The following is a 24,651-nucleotide window of genomic DNA, read 5'->3' on the forward strand; positions in this document are numbered from 1 at the left end:
GGATCTTAACTTTAAAACACAGAGATTTCCCATTTTTTTCAATGAGCTATTTTCTTATTGAAGGTTCGCGTGGCTCACACCTCTATTTTCCAATCACAAAAATAGTTATAATGCTTAAGTAAAATTACTAAAACTTTGACGCAATAGGGACATTCATGAAACGAATTACATTATTAATATTTTTATCTACCTTGTTATTTGGATGTCAGACGCAACAAACCGAAGAAGCTGCTCATACCAAACCGACAGGATTTGGGGGCATTGGGGGTGCAGGCGGAACCGGCGGCACTGGGGGACCTGGTGGCGGTCATTAAGTAACCCACTATCAGGATGACGTTTGAAATAAAACTTACGAGTGTTATTTGAACTTCATTCTGAAATTTTAATAAATTGAAACTTCTTAAATTTCATCTTACAAACTCAATAAAAAGTTGATTGATACAATATTAGTTAGAAAGTTGGGAACCCCGAAACGGCGAATGTATTGATTCATATAGCCAATTTCCGTAGTAGCTTTAGGATTTAATTTATAGCCCAAACCTATAAAAAATCGATTTTGATCAAAACCCCTACTGTTTGTACCCACAAAATTATTCTTATGAAGAAACAGTTCATCGCTTGTGACGAAACTAAAATTTGGATATTGTTTGAGCGGAGCCGAAATTTTAATAAGTTGTCTTAATCGGTAAGCAGTTTTAGGGTTATTTTCTAAAAATCGTTGTTCTGTGCGCGTTCGACTGGTCAAAGTCAAATGTTGATAGGTTTTGGTCCATAAAAGTTGTTGCCAAATTCGATCTTCTTCAAATGGATTAGGGGTAAACGGTATACCGGTATATACCCAAGCATAGCCAAGCCATATACTAAGATTATCGGTTAATGCAAAACCTAATCCTGGACGAAACAATGTCTGTGTGAAACGGCTACTGTCATCACCAAAACGCTGTTGTCCTTCTAACCAATATCGTACACGTCCTATTATTTTATCATCACTATAAGTTTTTCCAATAGCTGTGATATTAAACCAAGATTGAAAATCACGCTCGAGCGCACATTCTGCATTTCTAGGCCAAATAAATATTCCTACTAAAAAAAAGAATAATAGAGCTATTCTTTGCATGATTATTGTTTTCTTAATTATAAAACGATCTATATTAGTAGGTGTTTCGCGGATTGAAAAGTATCTTAGTAAGGAAAATGGTTTTAAAAGTCTAAAAGTTAAATCAAATTCTAACAGATCCCTGTAAGTTCCCGGGATCTGTATCTAGGGGTTTCGACTAAATTTAAGTGGGATACTTCAGCCAAATGGGCATCACTTTATTTAGGTAGACCATAAATTTCCATAAACCGACTTGAGACTCTACGTTCCCGTACATGTCAGCTCTAGTTTCTGGATATGCAATACCAAGACCAAATAACCCTGGCCCAATAATTCCAACATAAGGATTATGACGAGAATATTCATAATCACCGATAACAATGCTTTTACGTTGTTCAAACCCTACTGCATAAACGACTTGGTCACATTCAGATAAAAAACGTACAATGTTTGGTTCACTGACATTATAACGAACTAAATTAGGTGGTAAAACACCATCGATGTGTTCTCGAGCCCATGCAGCGCTCTGTCCTTTTAATCCAGTGTTATCAAAAAGAATCCAATCATTAATTTCAATCGCATAACAGCAAGGTGAGCGGTAAAAATTAATGATTTTTTTAACATCAAGCTCTACGAGATGTTTTAGAATAATAATTGCAGAATGAGAGGAGCCAAATACACCATAAGTCTCATCTCGTTGAACTACTGAAGCAAGTTTTTCCTTATCAATGGCTACCTCAAAAGGAATTACATTAACGCCAGGATAATTTAATGCAGAAGGCAAGGCTCCGGTAGCCAATATTACATTTTTAGCTTGGTAGGTTTCTGAATCTGAACATAAAGACCATACACGCTTCGATAAAAACATATTATGGATGGTTGTTTTTACTGCTTGGACTTTTTGCAAAAAATGATCTGTAATCCACTGGAGAGGCTCAGCCATGTAACTCAAAGTACATGTTTCTCCGATGGGTAGATGATTTAAGGGAAAGTCTGGAGCCTCTTGATATCGAAAGGATTGGACAGCCGATAAAAAATCTTTAAAGAATTTTACTTTGGTATTACTCGAAACATTTCGCCAGTACAGACCAAAATCTCCAACTTTAAAATGAGGATCACACCATAAAATATGATCTGGCAAAATTCCACTGTCTAATAATTTTCCCACTGCGGCGATCCCCGAAGGACCTCCTCCTATTACTGCCCATTGATATGTTTTTTTATTCATACTTTATTCTTGATCACATGTATTCACTAACGTACAAGTACCTGTACTACAATTATCTATAGTTTGACACGAAGGATCATAATACCCTCCATCAGGCACCCCGATAACCTCATCAGTATTATCATCCAAACTATCATCATACCAAACACCATCCCCCGAAGTGTTTACATTTACACTTCCACCGTACCATTCATTATTATGATAGTTATTATAATTTCCATTATCGTGATATCCAGGATTCGGTGGAGGAGCACTATGATAGCCTCCTACTCCATGGCCTTCAAATGTAAAGGCAGAAGTACTTATCAGGAAACTTAAAGCAGACATAAAAGTACACGCATTGAGTTTCATTTTCTTTCCTTGAGCGTTAAGCACTAGATTTTAATAAAGTATAGTACTCGAAATGAAAGTAAGCGCAATAAAATTTCTGACATAGAAATAGGATTTTTGAATGTTTATGATACACTCCAGTGATTATTTACGCTTTTGGAGATGCTATGATTTATATAACAATTCCCCCTGGAATGGTTTTTAAAAGAGTGACCCTTGAAAAAAATGATCTTAATGGGGTGGAAAAACTAAGCGATTGTTTTGCAAATCAAGAAACTATAATAGATTTGTAAAATCTAGTTAAAGAAGCCTTACGCACCAATACAGGGCGTAAAAATTGTATCAAATTAAAAGATATTACTATCTATTTAAATACTCCTCCAGATACGAGTGAATCCTTATTAGCATATACCCCGGGTAGCGATATACCCAGGGGTTGATACATGTCTATTTAGAGAACGAAAATTGCTCGTCTTTGCTTAATTTCAGCGAAGTAATAAAGTTAGCATCCAAATCAAGTTTAGGAGTCGTTAAAAGTTCAAATAGAGCCCTTTTTTCGTCCTGATCAAATTCATTTATTAATTCTACTAATGCTCCTCTTCCCATTTTTTCTTCATATTTACTATTATATTTAAAATACTCGTTTCTGAAAAAATCAGAATAGTGGTGGATTAAAAGAGCAGCTTTATCAAAAGCTCTATTAGCAAGACAATATAAGAAAATATCCTGATTATTTTTATCTATATAGTTTAAAATTTCTTCAGGAGTGAATTGCTGTTGATCGATGATATGAGTCATTAGTACTTTAAAATCATTTAAAGATAGAGTTTTAATTGCTTTATGCAAAAAAGTTCTATCTTCCCGGTCATGAACTAAAATGTTTGCTTGCGAGTCAACAAGAAGACACAAGGCATCCAAATAGGACAGTCGTTGTTTTTTTGTCTCAGAGTCCGCATAACCTGCTAGTGCAAAAAATAAAGCACAATTTCCAGAGTGATTTTGTTGTTGATCTACGTTGGCATGATTCTTAACAAGCCATCTGATATTTGCAACTTGCCCTAAATAACTGGCTAACATCAAGGCATTAAATGAATCCGCCTGATTAAAGTCCAGAACCGACCCTTTTAAATTTGCTTTAAGAAAAGGAAGATTGATTTCATCGAGGTTAACCTTGTGGGAGTTGTGTGATAATAATTTTCCAGAAAAAATCAATTCTCCAATTTTTGTGAGATATATCCTTTCTTTTTCACTTAAATTTAGCAGCTTAAAATCGGTTTCCATAACATGGAGTTGATACCCTCCTGAATTTGAGTCAAGCACTTCCTGTGAGGATAGCCAATTATCTTCTGGACTAAGAAAAAAATATTCTTTAGAAGCCCGTTCATCGTAGCAATTATAATCAACCAGTAACTGTTTCCCTTTTGGAACATCTTTTGTAGTCACTACAATGACACATTTTAAACCATTTACTTCAGTTTCTCGAAACTCAACATTGGCTTGACTATCAGAGAAATTAATATATCGGGTAAAGTTTCCTTTATCTTTCCCATCGATAACGGTATGCCCCAGAGTCATTGCATAACTCCAATCCGCACCTGGGATTTTCTTTACATATTTTTTAAATGAAGTTACTGTCGGGTACAGTTCACCGGTATATGCTCCCAAACAAGTGTGAGCTGGAATATTGGCATGAGTATATAAACCCAGGCCTCCAAACTCCTTTAACAAATTAACAGGCATAACTTGAACTAATTGCGGTTTGTCCACAGTAGATGGTATATAATTTTGGGCTTCCATATTTTCGATACCAATACTTTCAATTAATTTCTTTATCTTTTTCAATCGATTGGCTTCTTTTTTAGAATCTTTTGAAAAAAATGAATTCGGCTGTACTTGATTTGACTTTAACTTGACTGAAAGTGAAGCATCCCTTCGTTCTTCTTGTTTTTTTACAAGGGTTGCTTTTGATTTTTTGGGCATACACAGGTTCCGATTAAAAAATCAAAGAGTATACATTGTGGCCATATTAAATTCTACTTAAACTAAATTAATACTTATTTGATCAATAAAGTCATATCTATGAATTCTAGAATTCCATAAAAGTGGCTCTAATTAGGATTCGATGACATACATCATCGGTTATGCTAATATGACGTTCGTTCCAAATCGTTCGATACGTATAACATTGTTTAGCCTACACTATATATATTGGAACAAAAAATATTGAACAATCAAATAACACTTTTGGATTCGCACTCTATGGCAGTTACTATAAAGACCCCTGATGAAATCGAAAAAATGCGCATTGCTGGCAAACTCGCTGCAGAAGTTCTTGAAATGATTGGTCCACATGTACAAGAAGGTATCACTACCGATGAACTTAATACCATTTGTCATGATTACATTGTGAACACACAAAAAGCAATTCCTGCTCCTTTGAATTATAATGGCTTCCCTAAGTCAATTTGTACTTCAGTCAACCATGTAGTATGTCACGGAATCCCAGGTAAAAAAGTTTTAAAAGATGGGGATATTATTAATATTGACGTTACTGTAATTAAAAACGAGTATCATGGCGATACCAGCAAAATGTTCATTATTGGTTCCCCCTCAGTCAAGGCAAAACATGTAGTACAAGTAGCGCATGAGTGTTTGTTTATTGGAATTGAAATGGTAAAACCAGGAGTTCATTTAGGTGATATTGGTCACGCTATCCAACAGCATGCTGAAAAAAATCGTTGCTCTGTGGTGCGTGATTATTGCGGTCATGGGATAGGTCGTATTTTCCATGAAGATCCGCAAGTATTGCACTATGGGTTACCTGGAACAGGAATGAAGTTAGAACCAGGTATGACCTTCACCATAGAGCCAATGATTAATGTTGGAAAATATCATACTCGATTATTGCCCGATCAATGGACTGTAGTCACCAAAGATCATAGTCTTTCAGCCCAATGGGAACATACCTTGTTGGTAACCGATAACGGTGTAGAAATTTTGACTTTGCGCGATGAAGAACGAAAATAAACACTTAAAGACTCATCCCTTTTCGCAAGCACTGGATGCAGAGAAACAAGGGATGACTCCAGAATTACACGACCTTAAAAATAACCTAAAACAATTTAAAGAAAAACTACGCGAAGAATTCGATTATAAAACAAATATCACCACCATCATTCGTAAATTAGTAACCTTTGTCGATGAGCTGGTTATTAATTTATTTATTAAAAATCAGCTGGATCATGACGTTTTTTGTCTTCTTGCACTGGGTAGTTATGGACGAAGAGAACTAATACTCTATTCTGATGTAGATATATTGCTCTTACATTCTGATAAAGTTTCTAAAGCCCAATTAAACCATGCCCAAAATTTTATCCAAGATTGTTGGGATGTTGGTTTAAATCTCAGCCATCAAATCACCAGCGTTTCTTCATGTGCCGAACTTGCGAGTCAAGATGTCACGGTTATTTCCAGTCTCCTGGATATGTTTCTATTATGCGGTCGCGGTCCGCTAATGGAGGAGTTAATCTATCAGATTCATCCACTACATATGTGGATTAGCCAGGATTTCTTTTTAGCTAAACTTCAAGAGCAAAAAAAACGTGATGCTAAATATGGGGAAACAGCTTATAACCTGGAGCCTAATGTCAAATATGGCCCTGGTGGCCTGCGTGATTTGCAGATTCTGCTCAGCATTGGAAAACGACATTTCAACATTAAAAAACTGGCAGATGGCATCAATTATGGTTTCATTACTGATAAAGAATACGAAAAGCTTACATATTGCCAACATTTTCTTTGGCGGGTGCGTTTTGCCTTACATGTATTAGCTGAAAAAGCGGAAGAACGCTTGTCCTTTGATTATCAAATTAAATTAGCTCAGTTTCTTGGCTATAAAGATAAACCTCATTCATTAGCCATAGAACAATTCATGAAAGATTACTTCAAAGTAATTAAACGAAACAGGGAACTCAATGAGATGCTATTACAATGGTTTGATGAAACCATTGCTCATTCTCCTAAGCAAAAGTTGTATCCCCTAGATAATGAATTTCAATTATCCAATAATTACATTGAAGTAAAAAACACTCGCGTGTTCATTCATCATCCACAAGCACTACTAAAATTATTCCTTTGGATAGCTAAGCGCCCAGATATTGAAGGAGTGAGGGCAAATACTATCCGATTAATTAGAGAATCACTTTATCTGATGAATAAACGTTTTAAAGCATCCTCAGAAACAGCAGAGTTGTTTATGAGTATTCTTAAAGTCGAAGATGGACCCTACGAAGCATTGCATCGAATGAGTCGATACGGTGTTCTGGCTCATTATCTGGAATGTTTTGCTTTGGTCACCGGACAAATGCAATATGATTTATTCCATGTCTATACAGTAGATCAACACACATTATTCGTCATTCGAAATCTATCCCGCTTCAAAGAAAAAAGCTATTCAGAACAATTTCCTCTCTGCGTACAAATTATGCCCAATTTAAACAAACCCGAACTGCTCTACCTAAGCGCCTTATTTCACGATATTGCTAAAGGACGCGGCGGTGATCATTCAGAGTTAGGCGCAATCGAAGCATCTAATTTTGCAAAAAATCATGCGCTTGATCAAGATGACTGTGATTTATTGGTTTGGCTTGTACGCAACCATCTACTTATGTCACAAACAGCGCAACGACAAGATATTTATGATCCCAATACTATAAAGAATTTCTGCAAACTCTTACCCCAGCCACACTATTTAGATTATCTCTATTTGTTAACTGTCGCAGATATTTGTGGGACTAACCCTACTTTGTGGAACTCATGGAAAGACTCTCTGCTTAAAGAGTTGTATCGTGCTGCAAAACATATGTTACATCGAGAACAAGAATTAATGGATGAAACTGCGCTTATTAAAGCCAGAAAGCAATACGCTTTATCAATACTACTTACAGAAGGTGTAGCAGAAAAAACTGTTGACGATTTATGGAAACAATTCAAAGACAGATATTTTTTACATGAATCACCCGAAGTGATCGCACGCCATACCAAAGCGATTCTTGCTTGCACCAAATTCCCCTTAGTCATGATTATGCCTCATCATAGCCAGGGTGGAACCGAAGTTTTTATTTATATGCCTCACCGGGACGATCGCTTTGCTATTGCTACTACAGTCTTGAGTAATCATAACGTTACGATTCAAGAAGCCATGATTCTTACCTGCGATAATCAGTATGATTTAGACACCTATATCATTTTAGATGAGCAAAATCGGGCATTTTTTGATAAACAACGCTCTTTAGATATTCAACACGATTTATGCACCCATCTTGCCAAAACGAATCAACTACCTGTCGTTGTTCGAAAAAGACTTTCTCGAGCTTTAGCTCATTTTACAGTCAAAACTCAAATCCATTATTACGATGAACGATCTTATAATCAGACTCGATTATTTTTAGTGACCGGAGATAGACCTGGTTTACTTGCAACAATAGGCAGAGTATTTTCCATGTTGAATATTCATTTGCATAACGCAAAAATTGTAACTGCTGGGGAACGTGCAGAAGATACTTTTTATATTACAAACCAACAAAATCAATCACTAGATAATGATGAAAAGGAAGTTTTAAAACAAAAACTAATCCATGAATTACTAGCCAGTTCAAAGTAACATCTCAAGAAATTAAGATCATATACAAGAAATGAATAAACACTGCTGTTCATTTTATTTGCATACCGGCCTTAATTTGACTATATTAAAAAAAAATAATCAATTTTGATATTTTATGAAAAAAAGACAGGTGGCTTCGCTTTTACGAACCTATAAGAACTCAAATATTGATGAAATTGAAGAGTTGAAAAAAAGCTATAGTACATTGTCCCATCTTGGTGATGAAGAAGAAGTTCCGGATGAAATTGAAGAAGAATACCATCATGTTTTAGAAGTAATAACCAATCCCTCTGAGCCCCATTATCCCTTTTATTTGAAAGAATTTATTCCAGCAGTTCTAGAAGAAGACTTAGATATACTATTAGATGGGTTTGAGGAGGGAGATCTCGTTTATGGAATTAGCGGTTCACGTATTAGTCTATTTTATTTTTTGAGAGGACAAGGGAAAGATGTCTTTGCTACCCGAGTTGATGAACTATTCAATGCAACTATTGATCCACTTCTTGAACCTCACCTTGATCCCAGTTTTGCTAAACCAACCAATCCCTTTTATGTACCTGCACAAGATTTTAAATCCTATGCGAGTCTGTTAGACAATGAAATTGCACAACTTTCGCCCTTAACACAGCAACCTCACAAGATGCCATTCATAAAAAAAATGTCAAAAATGGGAGTTTTTTGGACGCTTAATAATGAGCATAAGTTACATTTTGTTTTAAACAAAATCGACTATAAAATGTGTTTTGAAAAAAAATTCGACAAGATAACTTTTGCCGAACTTCGTTTTCTTTATCGATATTGGGAGCAATTTAAACCTCATTATGAACGAGGGCAAATCAATTTTTACTTTTTAAACGAAAATGACCAATTAAAAAAAGTTGAAGCTCCTTGGGAGTCAAATCCGGAAATTGTTAGGAGTTATAAGCCCAAAAATAATCCCCATAGCGGATACCATGCATTTTTTAATAGTTTTGTAATTGATCTACTCAAAAAAGAAATAAAAAATGGGGTATGGAAAACGGGTTTTTTTGGATTAGGAGGAGGCAAGACAATTATCATTGATGGACAGGAGAAAACTGTTCCTCATCGTGTTGCCCGTATTTATAAAATTGCAACTGACCCCACTTTAAGTTCGGTCGCTAAATATATAAAAATCCAAACAGTTGCAGAGGAAGCAATTCTTAGCCCCAAAAAGTTACAAAAGCCAGAAACTACCCAATTTTATCAAGCCATCCTGGACTTTGATAAAAAAATGGAACCTGTTGAAAAAGATAGATTAAGATTTTTCAAGGGGGAGACGCAAGTGGAAAAACACCAGGTACAGGAAAAAGACCAACCTAAACTGGGGTAAATTTTATTATCTGAAATAGAAAAAACTTTAAATAAATCTATCGCAATATTTGAAAAAAATCGGTAAGCAATAAAGAACATTCCGCTTGCATAATTCCCTCATCAATCTGAACTTTATGATTTAAAGGGTATCCCTGTAATAAGTTATAAACCGAGCCTGCAGCCCCTGCTTTAAAATCTCGGGTTGCAAAAACTAACCGACTAATACGTGCATGCACAATTAGTCCTGCACACATGGAGCAGGGTTCAAGGGTCACATAAAGCGTTGTATCTAATAATCGATGATTTTTTAACTGTTGTGACGCATGCCTGATTGCACATACCTCTGCATGCTGCGAGGGATCGTGACTTTTTTGGATGCAATTTCGTCCTGAGCTTATTAATTGATCGTCTTTACTTACTAATACAGCACCTACAGGAACCTCTCCATCAGCTTGGGCGAGAATTGCCTGTTCGTAGGCTTTTTGCATCCAATAGTGATCGTTCATTATAGAAAAAATGTTAATTATATGGTTAGGACGTAGAGATTTAGTGCTAATTCCACTACTCTAAATTACTCCCATTCAATAGTAGCTGGTGGTTTTCCTGAAATATCATAGGTTACACGAGATACACCCTCCACCTCATTGATAATTCGATTGGAAACATGGCCTAAGAAATCCCAAGGTAATTGCGACCAATGTGCTGTCATAAAATCAACCGTCTCTACAGCACGAAGACAAATCACATAATCATATTTACGTCCATCACCCATTACGCCAACACTTTTTACAGGTAAAAATACAGCAAAAGCCTGGCTAACTTTATGGTAAAGATCTGCTTTTCTTAGCTCCTCAATAAAAATAGCATCAGCTTGACGCAAAATATCTGCATATTCCTTCTTGATTTCTGCTAAAATTCGCACACCCAAACCTGGTCCAGGAAATGGATGGCGATAGACCATATCATGAGGCAAACCTAACTCAAGGCCCACATTACGAACCTCGTCCTTAAATAATTCGCGAATAGGTTCTAATAATTTTAAATTCAATGTCTCTGGCAAACCACCTACATTATGATGAGATTTAATTACCACAGAGGCACCATTTGTGCTCGTTGCAGCTGATTCAATCACATCAGGATAAATCGTTCCTTGTGCCAACCAAGCAACACCCGAAATTTTTAGTGCTTCTTCATCAAATACTTCAATAAAGGTACGTCCAATAATTTTTCTTTTTTCTTCAGGACAGGTAACCCCTTTTAAAGCGGTAAAAAATTTCTCTTCCGCATGGACTGAAATAACTTCCACACCCATGTGCCTTCCGAACATCTCCATAACCTCGCTTGCTTCATTAAAACGCAACAAGCCCGTATCTACAAAAACACAAACCAATTGTTTGCCAATTGCCTTATGTAATAAAGCAGCAACCACAGAAGAATCTACCCCACCCGATAAGCCGAGCAAAACCCGTTCCGAACCTACTTGCTCACGAATTGCATGAATTGTTTCTTCAATAATGAGTGTGGATGTCCAATTAGTCGCAGCCTTGCAAATATCTACCACAAAACGATGTAAGATACGCATTCCTTGTAGTGTATGCGTTACCTCTGGATGAAATTGAACTCCATACATATGGCGATTTTCATCAGCCATTCCAGCAATTGGAGCGTTTTTGGTTTCGCAAATTACCTTAAAACCAAGCGGTAACTTAGTGACTTTATCCCCATGACTCATCCAGACATCTAATAATGCATTACCATCAGTATTCAATCGGTCTTCAATTTGTGAAAACAATTTACTGTGACCATGCAACTTCAACTCTGCGTAGCCAAACTCTCTCAGAGAGGAAGACTGTACTTCACCGCCTAATTGTACCGCCATGGTTTGCATTCCATAGCAAATCCCTAAAATTGGCAAACCCGCAGTAAATAACCACTGAGGTGCTCGAGGGTTTTCATGGTGAGTTACAGTGGATGGGCCACCGGATAAAATAACGCCACAAGGATTGAGCGCAGTAAATTGTTCTTTTGTTAGATTGAAGGGATGAATTTCACAATAAACACCTAACTCCCGCACTCTGCGTGCGATTAATTGGGTGTATTGTGAACCAAAATCAAGAATCAGCAAAGGATGTTGTTTTAAATCACTCATTATTAATTATCTACCTGGTAGTTTGGTGCCTGTTTTGTAATACTGACATCATGAACATGCGACTCCCTCATTCCTGCGTTAGTCACTTGTACAAATTCTGCCTTAGTATGTAGTTGTTCGATATTTTCACATCCTGTATATCCCATGCAAGAACGCAAACCACCTAACAATTGATGAATAATTGTTTGCGCTGATCCTTTATAAGGAACCCGTCCTTCAATTCCTTCTGGAACTAACTTTTCAGAACCTAATGAGGCATCTTGGAAATAACGATCGCTAGAACCTTGTGACGAAGCCATAGCCCCAATTGACCCCATCCCTCGATAACTTTTATAAGTTCTACCTTGATATAACTCGATTTCACCTGGTGATTCTTCTGTTCCTGCAAACATACTTCCAAGCATTACTGTATCGGCACCCGCAGCAAGGGCTTTACCCACATCACCAGAAAAACGAATTCCACCATCAGCGATTATTGGAATTTTACCTTTAAGTTCTTGTGCCACATTTGCAATGGCTGTAATTTGTGGTACACCGACACCAGTTACAATTCGTGTTGTACAAATTGAGCCAGGTCCTATACCCACTTTTACAGCGTCAGCACCTGCAGTGTATAAATCACGAGCAGCAGCAGCTGTAGCAATATTTCCTCCAATTACCTGTACATCTGGATGGTGTTTTTTAATCCATTTAACGCGATCTAGTACACCTTGTGAGTGCCCGTGCGCTGTATCAACAACAAGCACATCAACTCCCGCTTCAATTAATGACTCAATGCGTTCATCAGTACCCTCACCCACGCCAACAGCTGCACCTACACGTAACTGTTCTGCAGCATCTTTACATGCAAAAGGATTTTCCTTTGCTTTTTGTATATCCTTCACAGTAATCAATCCGCGTAATTGGAAGGCATCATTAACTACTAGCAATTTTTCAATACGGTGTTTATGCAATAAGCTACGCACCTCTTCTCGACTTGCACCTTCTTTAACGGTTACCAATTTTGACTTAGGAGTCATCACTTGTTCTACGCTCAAGGATAGATTAGTTTCGAAACGAATATCACGACTGGTTACGATGCCTACTAAATTTTCACCGTTCACAACCGGGACACCAGAAAAATTATATTTGGTCATTACATCTAGTAATTCTTTAACGGTGATATTAGGAGTTACTGTTATCGGATCCCGAACCATACCGCTTTCAAATTTTTTCACTTTTCGGACTTCATCAGCCTGTGCCATGATCGTCATATTTTTATGAATAATACCTATACCGCCCTCTTGTGCCAGAGCAATGGCTAAACGAGCTTCTGTTACAGTATCCATGGCTGAGGAGACGAGCGGAATATTTAGGCTAATAGCGCGAGTTAATTTTGTTGTTAAAGACACATCTTTAGGAAGAATTAAAGAGTGTGCAGGAACAAGGAGAACATCATCGAAGGTTAATGATTGCTGCACAATAGAAAGAGTCATTTCATTCTCACTAGAGGAGTTAAATTAACCGAATAGTTTACTATAAATTGTGGACAAATTAAACAGATAATTTACAATAACCCAACATTTTATCGTATAATTATAGACTTATTATATTTTTGTTTTTTTCTTAAAACTTCTTATGTTATGATTCACATTACTCCTATCATTATAATCTCCGACTCTAAAAAAATAAAATATCAATAATTGTTACAAACCATCAAAAATACCACGATCTTCATTATTGTTGGAAAATGTTTTTCCAAAGATCCCTGTTGCACCACTTGAATTATTAATCAATAAACGTGTACACTGTTGGTTAAATATTGTGTTGAATCAAAAATAATAGGAAGGGTTCAGCGTTGGCTAAAATAATCGTGATTACATCGGGTAAAGGCGGAGTGGGCAAAACTACTTCTTCTGCAGCTATTTCTTCGGGCCTTGCTTTATTAGGGCATAAAACTGTCGTTATTGACTTCGATATTGGTTTAAGAAACCTCGATATTATCATGGGTTGTGAACGTCGAGTTGTTTATGATTTTATTAACGTTATAAATGGCGAAGCCAATCTTAACCAAGCTTTAATTAAAGATAAACGAATTGCAAATCTTGCTATACTTCCTGCATCACAAACTCGCGACAAAGATGCATTGACTCTCGAAGGGGTAGAAAGGATACTTAATGATCTTGCCAAAGAATTCGATTTTATTATTTGTGACTCCCCTGCTGGAATTGAAACTGGCGCGTTAATGGCTATGTATTTCGCGGATCATGCAATTGTAGTCACTAATCCAGAAGTTTCCTCTGTACGTGATTCTGATCGAATACTCGGAATACTTGCGAGCAAGACTAAAAGAGCCATTGAGAATAAAACACCAATTCAAGAACATCTATTGTTAACACGTTATGACCCAGAGCGCGTTGAGCGTGGTGATATGCTTTCGGTTACTGACGTAAAAGAAATATTAGCTATTCCATTAATAGGCGTTATTCCCGAATCAAAATCAGTACTTAAAGCTTCAAATACAGGTACACCAGTAGTTCTTGACGAAACAAGTGATGCCGGTATTGCTTATCAAGATGCAATTGCTCGCTTTCTCGGTGAAGAAAGACCAATGCGCTTCATAAGTAATGATCGTAAAGGATTATTGCGTCGCTTATTCAGCAAAAACAAGGAGGAAGTGACAGTATGAGTATTTTCAATTACTTACGTAGAAGAAGTGCTACCGCATCTGTTGCTAAAGAACGCTTGCAAATAATAATTTCTCACGAACGCTCTCAACGTAATACTCCGGACTATCTACCTAAACTTCAGGAAGAAATCCTCGCTGTTATTGCTAAATACGTGCATGTCACGCGTGATCAAGTAAGTGTGAACCTTGAACGTATGGGAGATAATTCGGTGCTTGAACTAAATATCACTATGCCAGATGATGTAAAGGAAAACGCTTAGACTTTTTTTTGAAACTTATATTGGAATAAAGGATATTACGCGAAATCAATTTGCCAAGTCGCCTATTTTAAGAGTATTTTTAATAAAAACCTTTAAATTCCCCTGGTATTTTCAAAGAGCTAAATATTTTAATCATTTCTTTTCATAGCTCATGCGTTGACAATTTCTAAGGTTCTATTTAAGTTAAATTCTGATTTTACAAATCATTTGAGAAAATTCTCGATATTCCTTGTGCTCTCTGAACCCCTAACTTCATTGAATATCGAGTTCTCACTTCCAAATGCGATCAATTCAAGGCCCCTCACTCTTTTGAAAGTTTTATTCAATGTTGATTGATGCAATTTCTATGGCTTCTCCAATGGCTGATTTTGCATTCCTGGATTTGTAGAACCCTTAGGTTTCGGGTGAACAACTGGCGCAGGTGGAGCGCTTACCGCGGGTTGTATTTGAATTTTTGGTCCAGATTGAACCTTTGGTCCAGGTTGAACATTAGAATTTGGATACACTTTTTGAAAAGTTGGACCCGGTTGGATATTAGGGCCTGGTTGTACCTTCGGTCCTGGCTGTACATTAGGATACGGATGTACTTTTTTAGTCTGAGGAATAACTGGATTAGGCTGGACATTAGACCCGGGTTGCACATTCGGTCCTGGCTGTACATTAGGATACGGACGTACTTTTTTAGTCTGAGGAATAACTGGATTAGGCTGGACATTAGACCCGGGTTGCACATTCGGTCCTGGCTGTACATTAGGATATGGATGCACTTTTTTACCAGGATGAATAATTGTTCCAGGTTGTACATTTGTACCTGGTTTTACTTTGGGGCCGGATTGTATATTCGTACCTGGTTGAACATTAGGGTATGGATGAATTTTTTTGCCATGATGAAGAATTGTCCCAGGTTGTACATTCGTCCCTGGCTGTCCTCCTGGAGTTTGATAAGCTCCAGGAACTGGATGAACCAATACGGGTGGTGATTGCTTAATAATAGCTGGTTTACCCGGGGCTGATGGTTGAACAGCTTGGAAATTTTTCCCGGGCTTTATATTCTGAATCTCAGCTGGAGTAAGGGGTTTACCTTTATTTTTCAAAAGCAGAGGTCGAACTTTTGAGAAAGGAGGTGGGGCCGAAGAAGGTTGGGTTTTAACTATAATTGGCCTTGATAGTACTTGGGCAGGAGGTATTGCCTTACTCAAGCCTTTGCCTCCATAGATACTATTAGGTTGCGGTACTACAGGAGGAACATTTAATTTTTTTGCATTAAAAAGTAGTTGATGAGGAATACGTGAACGAAGATTATTCACCATCCTGGAATCGATGAAATCTTTAGTGGGTACAACAGTAACTGCATTAGCAATCTTTGCATTTTTGTAATTGATTTTCATATGTTGATTTCTATAAATATTATTGATGTAAGCAATATTAATTACTGTATTACTCAGATTGATCTGATTAAAATAATTTTGACTAACATAATAAGGAGGAATGTAAGGCTCTCCTGGTGCTAGAGGAAACCAACCAATGCCATATCCACCATCCAGCATAAATTCTGAGTTATTACCCCCAATAAATACAGTCAAGGCAGGTGCATAGATAGGACGAGCCCCTATTGGTCCTGGAACCCAGCACCATCTATTTTCAATAAAGGCCCAACGGCCGTAATGAAATGGCGCAAATCCCCAAGGTTGATTATCTACCCAAGTCCATCCCCAAGAACTTAACCATATCCACTGCCCTTCTTGATAAGGAGCCCAATTTTCTTCTATATTATTTGGATACCAAACTGGTCCATACTGTTTATCTTCAGTCCAAGATCCATAATTACCCAAGTCTTCATATCCAATGGTGTCTGGAGAAATGTATTGAGTTGATACTGTACCTGTCATTTTATCACGCTCTAAACTCCAACGCTCAAAATCATCGGCTTCTGCAAGCGTAGTGCACTGAAAATTTTCTAGATCAGTTCCTGTTGCACTGCATGAGGAACCAACGCCTACCGTGTTAGATGCATTTTCTCCATATGCTACACCTTGCCCCATTCTCACACTCACTGTAGTCGTATCATCTTCTGTGGTCACATCGAAAAGATAATATCCAGGTTCTGTAATGACGAAGGCTAAATTTGGAGTATCAACTTCATAAGTTTGATTTCCATTGATACGTCTGATGCTTAAAACAAGAGTCCCTTGGGTAATCTGAAATTGTGCTGTTTCATCATCTAGATTCAAAATCTTTAAATTCGTTTGACTCCCCATCCGTACAGCAGCTCCTGGCAATTGCATTTCAACAAGAGCTCCAGTATCTGACCATATCTGATCGTTTGTGATAAGGGGTCTATTAAGGGCGGCCTCAACCCACTCGGTTTCCCCAGCAGGGACAAAACTCACAGCTCCATTGATATAGCTTAATCGAGCGACTTGATTTGGAGGATCTGCAAAGGTCAACGTGGATATTAATAACATAAATAAACCCACTAGCCAGGCTACCATGAGATTGTCATCCATCGACCCTAGTTTCATGCTACCTCCGTACTTTATATTATCCCTAATACTTAAGGAGTTTAGCTTGCAGACAAGCATATTTATGATGCATAAATAGCCTTTTCTAAGTATAGTCTATGTTTATAATTAAAAGAGTAGGAGGTCTTTAGCATATTCTATAAAAAAAGAGGAGCCACTAAGGCCCCCACAAGGAATAGGTATGAATTACAGCAATTAATTTACTCGCTCATCGTAGAAATTAGGAATCAATCATCTCGGATTCTATATCGTCTTTATTAACTATAGTTTTTTTGCCTTTGATAGATTTTATTGGGTGAGGTCGACGCAGATCCTCATCATTGAAATCATCTACCTTAATTACATCTTGTCGGGCCAACTCGGCTTCTTTTAATTGCTTTGCCTCTACCTCAGTTAATAATCCACAAGATAACGCTTCGTTGATTTGATCAAGCAAGGTCAGCGATTTTAAAACATTATCTTTGACAGCTCGCATTACTTTTCTTTCTAATTCCTCCACAGCACAGATTTTATGGAATGCCTCCTCCATACGTCCTAAAGGACAATTGTCTCCAGCCTTACTATAAACCAAACGAGTTAAACGCGTACGGGTCTCTCCAGGTTCGATTAGAATTCGAGCCAATTTATGACCTAATTGGTCGTTGGGTTTGTTTCTTAAATTACCGAGAGGTTTGATAATTAAGCGTAAAAAGATTCGTGCCCAACCCGATGGAAAATTCACAATGACACCGTGCATTGCTGTCTCACATTCGTACAATAATTGCTGACAACTCCATTCAACTAAGGGTAAATCTACTTTTGGCTCTCCATCTTCATGAAAACGCTTCAAAACTCCTGAAACCAAATATAAGGCACTCAACATATCCCCTAGTCGTGAAGATAATTTCTCTTTTCGCTTTAAGTCACCACCTAGAACAGTCATTGAAAAATCAGCAAGAAATGCTAAATTAGCGCTGTATTTATGAACGAGTTGGTAATAACGCTTCACACTACTCACAGGGGCTTTGGATAGGTGCGCGTCTGTCCATGCAAAAATGACTGATTTGGTAAAATTAGCAAGAATAAATCCAGCATGAGCAAAAAACGCATTATCAAATTCGACCAAATCATTATGTCTAATACTTTCAAGTTCTTTAAATACATAAGGGTGGCAGCGAATTGCTCCCTGACCAAAAATGATTAAACTACGAGTTAATATATTCGCCCCTTCAACGGTAATTGCGATGGGCGATCCTTGATAACCTCTACCTAAATAATTATTAGGGCCAAGACAAATACCCTTCCCGCCATGGATATCCATAGAATCACAGGAGACTTGTCTTGCACGCTCAGTGGTATGGTATTTTAATATAGCACCCACTACAGAGGGTTTGGCTCCATTGTCAATAGCAGCTGCAGCCATTGTTAAAGCCGCATCAATAATATAAGTATTCGCTGCAATTCTGGCCAAAGGTTCTTCAATCCCTTCAAACTTACCGATTGGTTGATTGAATTGTTTGCGAATGCGAGCATAAGCGCCAGATGCTAGAGCAGCAGCTTGGGCACCCCCGTTCGCGCTCGAAGGTAAAGATATGGCTCTACCAGCACTTAAACACTCCATCAACATGCGCCAGCCACATCCAGCCATGGCGACTCCCCCGATGAGATAGTCCATAGGAATAAATACATCTTTACCTTGAGTTGGACCATTCAAAAATCCAGTATTTAATGGAAAATGGCGACGCCCTTTTTTAACTCCTGGGGTATTGGCGGGAATCAACGCACAACTAATTCCAACATCTTCACCCTTACCTAATAAGTTGTCTGGATCAAATAATCTGAAGGCCAATCCAATTACTGTTGCTGCAGGACATAAAGTAATATAACGTTTATCCCAATTTAAGCGGATGCCTAATACTTTTTCACCATTTATTTCTTGATGACATACTACCCCTTTATCTGGGATAGATGCTGCATCAGAGCCTGCATTAGGTCCAGTCAAAGCAAAGCATGGAATTTCTCGGCCATCGGCCAATCGTGGCAAATAATAATTTTTTTGGTCTTCGGTTCCATATTTAAGCAATAGCTCCCCTGGGCCTAATGAATTAGGTACAGAAATTGTTGTGGCCGCCGTTATGGAACGCCCATAGATTTTTACTAAAATCGACATTTGAGCTGTAGCAGAAAACTCAAGACCGCCATAGCGCTTCGGAATAATCATACCTAAGAATCGATTTTCTTTGATAAATTGCCAGATTTCTGGAGGCAAATCAGTAAGGTTATGAGTTACATCCCAGTCATCGATCATGGAGCATAAAGTATTTACAGGGCCGTCAAGAAAAGCTTGCTCTTCATCGGTCAATCGAACTGTAGGAGCATTTCTTAATATTGAAAAATCTGGTGCGCCACTGAATAAATCCCCTTCCCAACTTACAGTACCTGCTTCCAGAGCCTCTCGCTCCGTTGCAGACATAGCGGGCATCGCTTTACTTACTGTTTTAAAAAAATGTTTGGATAATAATATTCGTCTTAGAGGCTTTATTGCACCAGCAATTAAAATCAACTCAATCAAAACAAGTATTATTTGAGTCACCAACCCTGGAGAACCATAAGTAAAGACAAGAGCAGTAAATAGAGCAAAGCTAATAGCCCACACTGAAATTGCGGCTTGCCTGGTGAGCAATATCCCTGCAGCTCCAATGACCATGAGCGTTAAAATAGCATTTAGCACATTATTCTCCTTAATTATTTTAGGTCTTCTGACCTCTAGTACTATTTCAGTTTAAACCAGACACAATTTTTATAATCTGTTTTGCCACGACATACGGGTGTTCCATGGGAAATAAATGGGTCCCTTTGGTTTTCATACTTGTTACATTAAAGTATTTTTTCATGTAGCGCACATCCATTTTACCAACCACAGTACTTTTGTCACCATAAATTAATGCTGCGGGGATTAATAACTTACCTTCAAAATTTGGAATGACATGTGGAATGGTGCGATAAATTTGATATTCAATATGTCGATCAAAGCGTAAATAATAACCATCATCTTTATATTCTAGACCATAATTAATGTAATCATTTAAACACTCATCCGTAAAGGTCTTAAATAAATCGCGAGTCTTTAAATAGTCCATTAATTGATCATGATCTTTCCAATACATTCTACGACCCCGGGTTCTAAATGCCGGGGTAATTCGATCAATAATACCTAGCGCTTTCGCCAAGCGAACCATACTCGATTTAAACGTACCAATTAAAGGGGAGTCCAGCATAATAACTGCTTTAAATAATTCAGGTTGTTCGATTGCCGCCAACAGGCTTAAAACACCACCTAAAGAGTGTCCAACAGCAATAACCGGACGATTGGCCTGTCTTTTAATACTGCTTAATACCTCAGAGATCAGATTGTGCCAGTTTTCACAAACGGGAAATAAAGGGTCATGACCAATTCGGTCAATGTAACAATAATCAAATTCTTTCTCGAGATGATTTAGCATTTGCTTATAACATAAAGCGGGAAAGCCATTTCCATGTGCAAAATGAATCAACTCTTTCATAATGTCCTCAATTCGCCTTACAAACTATTGTTACTCTCATACACGAGCCATTCTTCGGCTTTCTGCTCGTAACGAATACAGCGAGAAGCTGTAATATATGACAAGTAATGCCGATAAAATGAATCCAGAACCAGGGAAAAGAAAATTAAAAATTAACAAAATGAACAAGAAACATAGCATAGGGGTTGAGGCAACAGCTAAAAGTCTACATGATTGCGCAAAGGTTACATTAAAAGAAAAGAATACATTTGAAAAAACTTGTCCTAGAAATCCTAAGACAAGGTAAATAACCAAAAACATGGAAAAAAACATTGCAACAACCATCGGGTAAATCAATAGTTCTGAAAAAAATTTCAATTTTTGTACTGAGCTATTTTCAGCGTATTTTTTACCATCAAAAACGGCATTTGTTCCTTTATCAAAGGATTGAACGATTGGAGCCCCCCTGCTAGGCTTGGATTCGGGCATATTAAACAACGTCAAGCTCGGCACCTTCAAAGAAATTTTATTTTTGTTGATCAAAATCGTAAGGTAAGGATAATCCGTAGTAAAATCATTGATTTTGTCTGTAGTATCAATAATCACAACGACTTCACCTTTATCGTTCTTAACAAAATAAGGCATAGGCTTATTAAGAAATACTTCGCCATTTTGTATATAAAAAACTGGGATTTTTGACAAAGGATTAGTAATCTGTTCTCTAAACGATTGATCTAAACTGAAACTCAGTCTTAAAGAGAATGGAATAGAAAATACAGCGATGGCTAACAAGAAATAAATTATACCAAGTCCCTTCCATCGTTTTCCAACATCGACGTAAAGAAGTCGTGAATAGAAGGACATATACAATGCAGACCAATAGCGGTAAATTCGAGTATCAATTGGTTTTAGTTTGTTTTTTTCTTTACTCACTCCATTCTCCAATACGTTTTCCCGATTTACTATGAAAAAGATGTAACTTAATTTTAGGTAGTTCTATCCAGAGTTGTCCACTTGAGATCGATTGATCTGCTGAAATGCGCAAATTTAATGATGGAGCGTTTTTAATACATTTTGCGCGCACGAGCTTATCTGCCCCCATATCATCTACAAATTCAATCTCAATAGGAATGGCTTGTGAATTACTTTCAGAACTAAGCAAAACATGCTCCGCTCGAATCGCCAAAACTAATTCATCCTTATCTTCAAGAATTTGCTTTAGCTGTGGAACAGGATAACGAACTCCGTACTCTGTATCTACAGTGTGGCTCGATTTATTGTAGATCCCTGATATTAAGTTCATAGGATATTGTCCTGTAAATCCTGCCACAAATAAAGTAGCTGGTTTTTGATATAACTCCTGGGGTGTTCCGATCTGTTCAACAATACCTTGATTAAGGACCATAACCCGCTCCGCCATAGTCATTGCTTCCGTTTGATCATGGGTTACATATAAACTGGTAGTATTTAGTTGTTGGTGTAGGCGGCGAATTTCATGGCGCATTTCTGTACGCAATTTTGCATCAAGGTTCGATAAGGGTTCATCGAATAAGAAAACAGCCGGGGAGCGTACCATAGCCCTTCCCATAGAAACTCGTTGCTTTTGCCCTCCCGAAAGAGCTTGAGGTTTTCGCTCTAAATAAGGAGTTAAATGCAATAATTGGGCTGCTTCGTGTACTCGACGTTTAATGTCTGCTTTTTTAAAACGCCTCATTTTTAATCCATAAGCCATATTATCAAATACAGTCATATGAGGATAAAGGGCATAGTTTTGAAAAACCATAGCCATATCTCTTTTTGCTGGAGGTATCTCATTAACGCATTGATTGTTAATTAGAATAGATCCAGAACTTATATCATCTAGCCCTGCAATTAAACGTAATAAGGTGGTTTTTCCGCATCCCGACGGACCAACAATTACCATAAACTCACCTTTTTTAATGCTCACGTTTATGTTATCAAGAATCGTGGTTGATCCAACATTCTTCGAAACTTCAATGAGACTGACTGTTGCCATGCTTATTTTAACCCTTTTTCAAACCAGCGCTGCATTAACATCACCACCATACAAGGTGGAATCAAAGCGATCAATGCAACAGCCATAATGTAATGCCATTGTGGAACTTGATCCGCCACTCCTGCTAAATATCGAATGCCCATAACTACTGTAGCCATTTTTGTTTCTGTAGTAATCACTAATGGCCAAAGGTACTGATTCCAACCGTACACGAACAAAATAACAAATAATGATGCAATTTGAGTTTTGGATAATGGTAAAACAATATGAAAGAAAAAACGAACAGCCCCTGCTCCATCTAATTTAGCTGCATCCACAAGTTCAGGGGGTATGGTTTTAAAAAATTGACGGAACAAAAAAGTTCCTGTGGCCGATACGAATAGAGGTAATGTCAAGCCGGTAAAAGAGTTTAATAATCCAAAAGAAGCAACCACCTGAAATGTAGGCACGATCCTAACTTCTATAGGCAACATCATAGTAGTAAAGATCAAAGCAAAACATAATTTTTTAAAAGGAAAGTCGAAATAAACTAATGCAAAAGCCGAACCTAGGGCAAAAACAATCTTTCCCAAAGCAATAGCCATGGCCATAAAAAAACTGTTTAATAACATGGAGGTAATAGGTTCCCCACCGGTAACTGACAAACCCTCAGTCATCACTGCCTTTAAATTTTTAAATAGCAATGGACCTGGAACTATAGGTATTTGAGATTGCATCATAACACTGCCTTCATTACTGGCAGCGACCAATGCCAAATACACAGGCAACAACATCAAAAAAACAAAAAAACATAAAAATCCATGTGATAAAATACGAGCTACATATGATTTCATGCGTAATGAACCTTTTTTTCGAGGTATTTAAATTGCACTAAAGAAACAAGGATGACAATAAGCATTAGTAATACAGATTGGGCTGACGAACTTCCCAAATCCATTCCTTCAAACCCATCCTGATAGACTTTATAAATTAGGTTAGTTGTACTATTACCAGGCCCGCCATGCGTCATCACTTGAATAATGCCAAAAGTATCAAAAAAACCATACATTAAATTCATAATGAGTAAGAAAAAAGTTGTGGGTGATAGAAGTGGAACAATAATTTGCCAAAAACGTTGCCAACCCGAAGCCCCATCGATAATTGCTGCATCAATTAAAGACGAAGGAATTGCTTTAAGTGCAGCGAGATAAAATAAAAAATTATAACTGAATTGCTGCCAACTGGCTGTGAGAATAACCACTCCAAATGCCTGGTTTACATTATTAACATAATCAAAATTGATACCAACAGATTGCAAAATATGAGTCAACCATCCTAAAGTTGGATGGCATAAAAAGCGCCATAAAATTGCTGCTACTGCAGGCGCTACAGCATAAGGCCAAATTAATAAAGATTTATAAAACCCTTGCGTCCTACCTCTATTATTCACTAATATGGCCATAAAGAGGCCTAAACTCATCGTGAAAAAAGTCACACTAAAGGCGATAATAAAAGTTACCCCTATTGCTTTGCTGTAACCTGGATCGAGAAAGAGATCCACAAAGTTGGAAAATCCTGCGAATTTTTTATGGAGGCCAAAAGCATCCGTATAAAAAAAAGACTGCAATAATGCATTACATGCAGGCCAAATAAAAAACATCAGAGTAACAACAAGTTGTGGAATTATAAAAAGCCAAGCAGAAAGACGTTGGTGATTGAATTTAGCCATTGCCCAATATATAAGAGGGTCTGTATAAGCATTATATAGGTATGGATGTTTAAGTAAAGTAGTAAAAATAGCCTAGGTAGAGGGCACGGTAATTAAGGTATGCTTGTTACTGAAATTCCTTAGTTCCATTCCGCCGGACCAAGCTCCAATTAATTCTT

At 37.5% G+C, this 24,651-nt stretch carries 21 protein-coding genes; 7 read left to right on the forward strand and 14 right to left on the reverse strand.

The genetic code is table 11. The annotated features are described in order from the left end of the window. Positions 1-155 precede the first annotated feature (155 nt). The gene (locus ACWTE2_RS30775) at positions 156-314 is read left to right on the forward strand and encodes a hypothetical protein (RefSeq protein ID WP_182393460.1); all 159 of its coding nucleotides are present in this window, start codon (positions 156-158) and stop codon (positions 312-314) included. Positions 315-412: 98 nt separating this feature from the next. On the opposite strand, the gene ACWTE2_RS30780 is transcribed toward ACWTE2_RS30775, so the two are convergent. The 3 genes from ACWTE2_RS30780 to ACWTE2_RS30790 all read right to left on the reverse strand — a co-directional run bounded on the left by ACWTE2_RS30780 (position 413) and on the right by ACWTE2_RS30790 (position 2,675). Further along, on the reverse strand, positions 413-1,117 hold the full coding sequence (locus tag ACWTE2_RS30780) for a DUF2490 domain-containing protein (RefSeq protein WP_454785758.1): 705 nt from the start codon (positions 1,115-1,117) through the stop codon (positions 413-415). A 163-nt stretch (positions 1,118-1,280) separates the two neighbouring features. Next, positions 1,281-2,324, reverse strand: coding sequence for an FAD-dependent oxidoreductase (locus ACWTE2_RS30785; protein WP_454785759.1), 1,044 nt, complete (start codon positions 2,322-2,324; stop codon positions 1,281-1,283). 3 nt (positions 2,325-2,327) lie between these two features. Further along, the gene (locus ACWTE2_RS30790; RefSeq protein WP_454785760.1) at positions 2,328-2,675 is read right to left on the reverse strand and encodes a hypothetical protein; all 348 of its coding nucleotides are present in this window, start codon (positions 2,673-2,675) and stop codon (positions 2,328-2,330) included. A gap of 146 nt (positions 2,676-2,821) precedes the next feature. Between ACWTE2_RS30790 and ACWTE2_RS30795 the strand changes: the two genes are divergently transcribed. Then, the gene (locus tag ACWTE2_RS30795) at positions 2,822-2,947 is read left to right on the forward strand and encodes a hypothetical protein (RefSeq protein ID WP_454785761.1); all 126 of its coding nucleotides are present in this window, start codon (positions 2,822-2,824) and stop codon (positions 2,945-2,947) included. A 154-nt stretch (positions 2,948-3,101) separates the two neighbouring features. Here the strand turns inward: ACWTE2_RS30795 and ankI are convergent, their stop codons facing one another. Next, positions 3,102-4,634 (reverse strand): Dot/Icm T4SS effector AnkI/LegAS4, encoded by a 1,533-nt coding sequence (gene ankI, locus ACWTE2_RS30800; RefSeq protein ID WP_454785762.1) that lies wholly within the window; start codon positions 4,632-4,634, stop codon positions 3,102-3,104. Positions 4,635-4,913: 279 nt separating this feature from the next. On the opposite strand from ankI, the gene map reads away from it, so the two are divergent. From map to ACWTE2_RS30815, 3 genes are all read left to right on the forward strand, one after another. Then, a complete protein-coding gene (gene map / locus ACWTE2_RS30805) occupies positions 4,914-5,681 on the forward strand; it encodes a type I methionyl aminopeptidase (protein ID WP_454785763.1) in 768 nt (255 codons plus the stop codon). A gap of 52 nt (positions 5,682-5,733) precedes the next feature. Next, the gene (gene glnD / locus ACWTE2_RS30810) at positions 5,734-8,316 is read left to right on the forward strand and encodes a [protein-PII] uridylyltransferase (protein ID WP_454785986.1); all 2,583 of its coding nucleotides are present in this window, start codon (positions 5,734-5,736) and stop codon (positions 8,314-8,316) included. A gap of 115 nt (positions 8,317-8,431) precedes the next feature. Continuing rightward, entirely contained in the window at positions 8,432-9,667 is a 1,236-nt protein-coding gene (locus tag ACWTE2_RS30815) for a hypothetical protein (RefSeq protein ID WP_454785764.1), read from the forward strand. 37 nt (positions 9,668-9,704) lie between these two features. On the opposite strand, the gene tadA is transcribed toward ACWTE2_RS30815, so the two are convergent. From tadA to guaB, 3 genes are all read right to left on the reverse strand, one after another. Next, positions 9,705-10,154 carry a tRNA adenosine(34) deaminase TadA gene (tadA, locus tag ACWTE2_RS30820; protein WP_454785765.1) on the reverse strand — a complete coding sequence of 150 codons (450 nt, stop codon included), beginning with the start codon at positions 10,152-10,154 and terminating at the stop codon, positions 9,705-9,707. A 65-nt stretch (positions 10,155-10,219) separates the two neighbouring features. Next, positions 10,220-11,797 (reverse strand): glutamine-hydrolyzing GMP synthase, encoded by a 1,578-nt coding sequence (gene guaA, locus ACWTE2_RS30825; protein ID WP_454785766.1) that lies wholly within the window; start codon positions 11,795-11,797, stop codon positions 10,220-10,222. Between the two features lie 2 nt (positions 11,798-11,799). After that, positions 11,800-13,272 (reverse strand): IMP dehydrogenase, encoded by a 1,473-nt coding sequence (gene guaB, locus ACWTE2_RS30830; protein WP_454785767.1) that lies wholly within the window; start codon positions 13,270-13,272, stop codon positions 11,800-11,802. A gap of 362 nt (positions 13,273-13,634) precedes the next feature. Here guaB and minD point away from each other — a divergent pair, with 362 nt between their 5' ends. Beyond that, on the forward strand, positions 13,635-14,465 hold the full coding sequence (gene minD, locus ACWTE2_RS30835) for a septum site-determining protein MinD (protein WP_182393449.1): 831 nt from the start codon (positions 13,635-13,637) through the stop codon (positions 14,463-14,465). Then, entirely contained in the window at positions 14,462-14,725 is a 264-nt protein-coding gene (minE, locus tag ACWTE2_RS30840) for a cell division topological specificity factor MinE (RefSeq protein ID WP_182393448.1), read from the forward strand. Before minD ends, minE begins: the two co-directional genes overlap by 4 nt. A 344-nt stretch (positions 14,726-15,069) precedes the next feature. Here the strand turns inward: minE and ACWTE2_RS30845 are convergent, their stop codons facing one another. The 7 genes from ACWTE2_RS30845 to ACWTE2_RS30875 all read right to left on the reverse strand — a co-directional run bounded on the left by ACWTE2_RS30845 (position 15,070) and on the right by ACWTE2_RS30875 (position 24,493). Then, positions 15,070-17,247, reverse strand: a complete 2,178-nt coding sequence (locus ACWTE2_RS30845) for a DUF6600 domain-containing protein (RefSeq protein ID WP_454785768.1) — start codon at positions 17,245-17,247, stop codon at positions 15,070-15,072. 220 nt (positions 17,248-17,467) lie between these two features. Next, the gene (locus tag ACWTE2_RS30850; protein WP_454785987.1) at positions 17,468-19,933 is read right to left on the reverse strand and encodes an acyl-CoA dehydrogenase; all 2,466 of its coding nucleotides are present in this window, start codon (positions 19,931-19,933) and stop codon (positions 17,468-17,470) included. A 70-nt stretch (positions 19,934-20,003) separates the two neighbouring features. After that, positions 20,004-20,789: an alpha/beta fold hydrolase gene (locus ACWTE2_RS30855; protein WP_454785769.1), complete on the reverse strand. Its 786-nt coding sequence runs from the start codon at positions 20,787-20,789 to the stop codon at positions 20,004-20,006. Positions 20,790-20,825: 36 nt separating this feature from the next. Then, positions 20,826-21,701, reverse strand: coding sequence for a DUF1189 family protein (locus tag ACWTE2_RS30860; RefSeq protein WP_454785770.1), 876 nt, complete (start codon positions 21,699-21,701; stop codon positions 20,826-20,828). After that, positions 21,694-22,785 carry an ABC transporter ATP-binding protein gene (locus tag ACWTE2_RS30865; protein WP_454785771.1) on the reverse strand — a complete coding sequence of 364 codons (1,092 nt, stop codon included), beginning with the start codon at positions 22,783-22,785 and terminating at the stop codon, positions 21,694-21,696. Before ACWTE2_RS30865 ends, ACWTE2_RS30860 begins: the two co-directional genes overlap by 8 nt. Before the next feature lie 2 nt (positions 22,786-22,787). Then, on the reverse strand, positions 22,788-23,618 hold the full coding sequence (gene ugpE, locus ACWTE2_RS30870) for a sn-glycerol-3-phosphate ABC transporter permease UgpE (RefSeq protein WP_454785772.1): 831 nt from the start codon (positions 23,616-23,618) through the stop codon (positions 22,788-22,790). Then, positions 23,615-24,493 (reverse strand): carbohydrate ABC transporter permease, encoded by an 879-nt coding sequence (locus ACWTE2_RS30875; RefSeq protein WP_182393442.1) that lies wholly within the window; start codon positions 24,491-24,493, stop codon positions 23,615-23,617. The genes ugpE and ACWTE2_RS30875 overlap by 4 nt, the downstream gene beginning before the upstream one ends. Positions 24,494-24,651: the final 158 nt, after the last annotated feature.

Source organism: Legionella nigrisilvae (assembly GCF_977063395.2).

Bases quoted from the DNA above. Each gene is read 5' to 3' on its own strand.
- ACWTE2_RS30775 (WP_182393460.1), top strand. From the start codon at position 156: ATGAAACGAATTACATTATTAATATTTTTATCTACCTTGTTATTTGGA.
- ACWTE2_RS30780 (WP_454785758.1), bottom strand. From the start codon at position 1,117: ATGCAAAGAATAGCTCTATTATTCTTTTTTTTAGTAGGAATATTTATT.
- ACWTE2_RS30785 (WP_454785759.1), bottom strand. From the start codon at position 2,324: ATGAATAAAAAAACATATCAATGGGCAGTAATAGGAGGAGGTCCTTCG.
- ACWTE2_RS30790 (WP_454785760.1), bottom strand. From the start codon at position 2,675: ATGAAACTCAATGCGTGTACTTTTATGTCTGCTTTAAGTTTCCTGATA.
- ACWTE2_RS30795 (WP_454785761.1), top strand. From the start codon at position 2,822: ATGATTTATATAACAATTCCCCCTGGAATGGTTTTTAAAAGAGTGACC.
- ankI (WP_454785762.1), bottom strand. From the start codon at position 4,634: ATGCCCAAAAAATCAAAAGCAACCCTTGTAAAAAAACAAGAAGAACGA.
- map (WP_454785763.1), top strand. From the start codon at position 4,914: ATGGCAGTTACTATAAAGACCCCTGATGAAATCGAAAAAATGCGCATT.
- glnD (WP_454785986.1), top strand. From the start codon at position 5,734: ATGACTCCAGAATTACACGACCTTAAAAATAACCTAAAACAATTTAAA.
- ACWTE2_RS30815 (WP_454785764.1), top strand. From the start codon at position 8,432: ATGAAAAAAAGACAGGTGGCTTCGCTTTTACGAACCTATAAGAACTCA.
- tadA (WP_454785765.1), bottom strand. From the start codon at position 10,154: ATGAACGATCACTATTGGATGCAAAAAGCCTACGAACAGGCAATTCTC.
- guaA (WP_454785766.1), bottom strand. From the start codon at position 11,797: ATGAGTGATTTAAAACAACATCCTTTGCTGATTCTTGATTTTGGTTCA.
- guaB (WP_454785767.1), bottom strand. From the start codon at position 13,272: ATGACTCTTTCTATTGTGCAGCAATCATTAACCTTCGATGATGTTCTC.
- minE (WP_182393448.1), top strand. From the start codon at position 14,462: ATGAGTATTTTCAATTACTTACGTAGAAGAAGTGCTACCGCATCTGTT.
- ACWTE2_RS30845 (WP_454785768.1), bottom strand. From the start codon at position 17,247: ATGAAACTAGGGTCGATGGATGACAATCTCATGGTAGCCTGGCTAGTG.
- ACWTE2_RS30850 (WP_454785987.1), bottom strand. From the start codon at position 19,933: ATGGTCATTGGAGCTGCAGGGATATTGCTCACCAGGCAAGCCGCAATT.
- ACWTE2_RS30855 (WP_454785769.1), bottom strand. From the start codon at position 20,789: ATGAAAGAGTTGATTCATTTTGCACATGGAAATGGCTTTCCCGCTTTA.
- ACWTE2_RS30865 (WP_454785771.1), bottom strand. From the start codon at position 22,785: ATGGCAACAGTCAGTCTCATTGAAGTTTCGAAGAATGTTGGATCAACC.
- ugpE (WP_454785772.1), bottom strand. From the start codon at position 23,618: ATGAAATCATATGTAGCTCGTATTTTATCACATGGATTTTTATGTTTT.
- ACWTE2_RS30875 (WP_182393442.1), bottom strand. From the start codon at position 24,493: ATGGCTAAATTCAATCACCAACGTCTTTCTGCTTGGCTTTTTATAATT.